The 1,078-nt window shown below is 66.9% G+C and carries 1 protein-coding gene; it reads right to left on the bottom strand.

Going from position 1 to position 1,078, the window contains the following annotated elements; translation table 11 throughout:
• On the bottom strand, positions 1 to 995 hold a 995-nt coding region (locus tag AC0NZN_RS18345), incomplete at its 3' end, for an IS256 family transposase (RefSeq protein ID WP_474593763.1).
• Between the last annotated feature and the right edge of the window lie 83 nt (positions 996 to 1,078).

Below are 1,078 nucleotides of genomic sequence, written 5' to 3'. Positions count from 1 at the left end.
ATCTGCCGCCAGTGCTGCGGCGGGAACGCGGTGAACCCGAGCAGGTCATCTCGGGCGGTCTCGAGCATCTCGGCGATCTTCGGGTGCGACCGGGTGAGCATCCGCACGACCTCGTCGAACTGGCCGAGCACGTGGTCGGTGTCGGGTTGCGCGAAGATCGTGCGGATGATCGACGCGACCATGGGACCGGCGGTCTTTGGGACGTTCGCGAGCACGTTCCGCATGAAGTGCACCCGGCATCTTTGCCACCCGGCGCCGGCGAACACGGTCTGGATCGCGGCGATCAGCCCGGTGTGTGCGTCCGAGATCACCAGCTGCACGCCGCCCAGGCCACGCGCTTTCAACGAGCGCAGGAACGTGGTCCAGAACGGCTGCGATTCGGTCTCCCCGACCTCGAACCCGAGGATCTCCCGCCGCCCGTCCGCCGCGACACCGACCGCGACCACGACCGCTTGGGAGACCACCCGCCGGCCGACCCGGGCTTTGCAGTACGTCGCATCCAGGAACACGTACGGGTAGGACTGGTCGGCCAGCGGCCGGTCCCGGAACGCGGCGACGTCCTCGTCCAGGTGCGCGCAGATCCGCGACACTTCGGACTTGGAGATGCCGGTGTCCGCGCCGAGCGCTTTGACGAGGTCGTCGACCTTGCGGGTGGACACACCGTGCACGTACGCCTCCATCACGACCGCGAACAGCGCCTGATCGACCCGGCGACGCCGTTCCAGCAGCGACGGGAAGAACGAACCGGTGCGCAGCTTCGGGATCCGCAACTCCAACTCCCCGGCCGTTGTCGTCAGAGTCCGTGGGCGGGTGCCGTTGCGCTGCGTCACCCGATCCGGGGTGCGTTCGAACGGGGCGGCGCCGATGAACGCGGCAGCTTCCGCGTCGATCAGCTCCTGGTAGAGCGTTTCGGTCGCCACCCGGATCCGGTCGGTGACGTCCGTGAGTTTCAATTCCCCGAGGAGCTCGAGGAGGGCAGACTGGTCAAGAGCCATCGTGCGTTGTGTCTTTCTGTGAGTGACTTGGTCGTTGTCTCACTGACCATCGCACGATGGCTCACCACGTCCTCGACGTGACA

It is taken from the genome of Microbacterium sp. sgz311019 (genome assembly GCF_056135325.1).
This window is presented reverse-complemented; position numbering and strand designations above follow the sequence as displayed.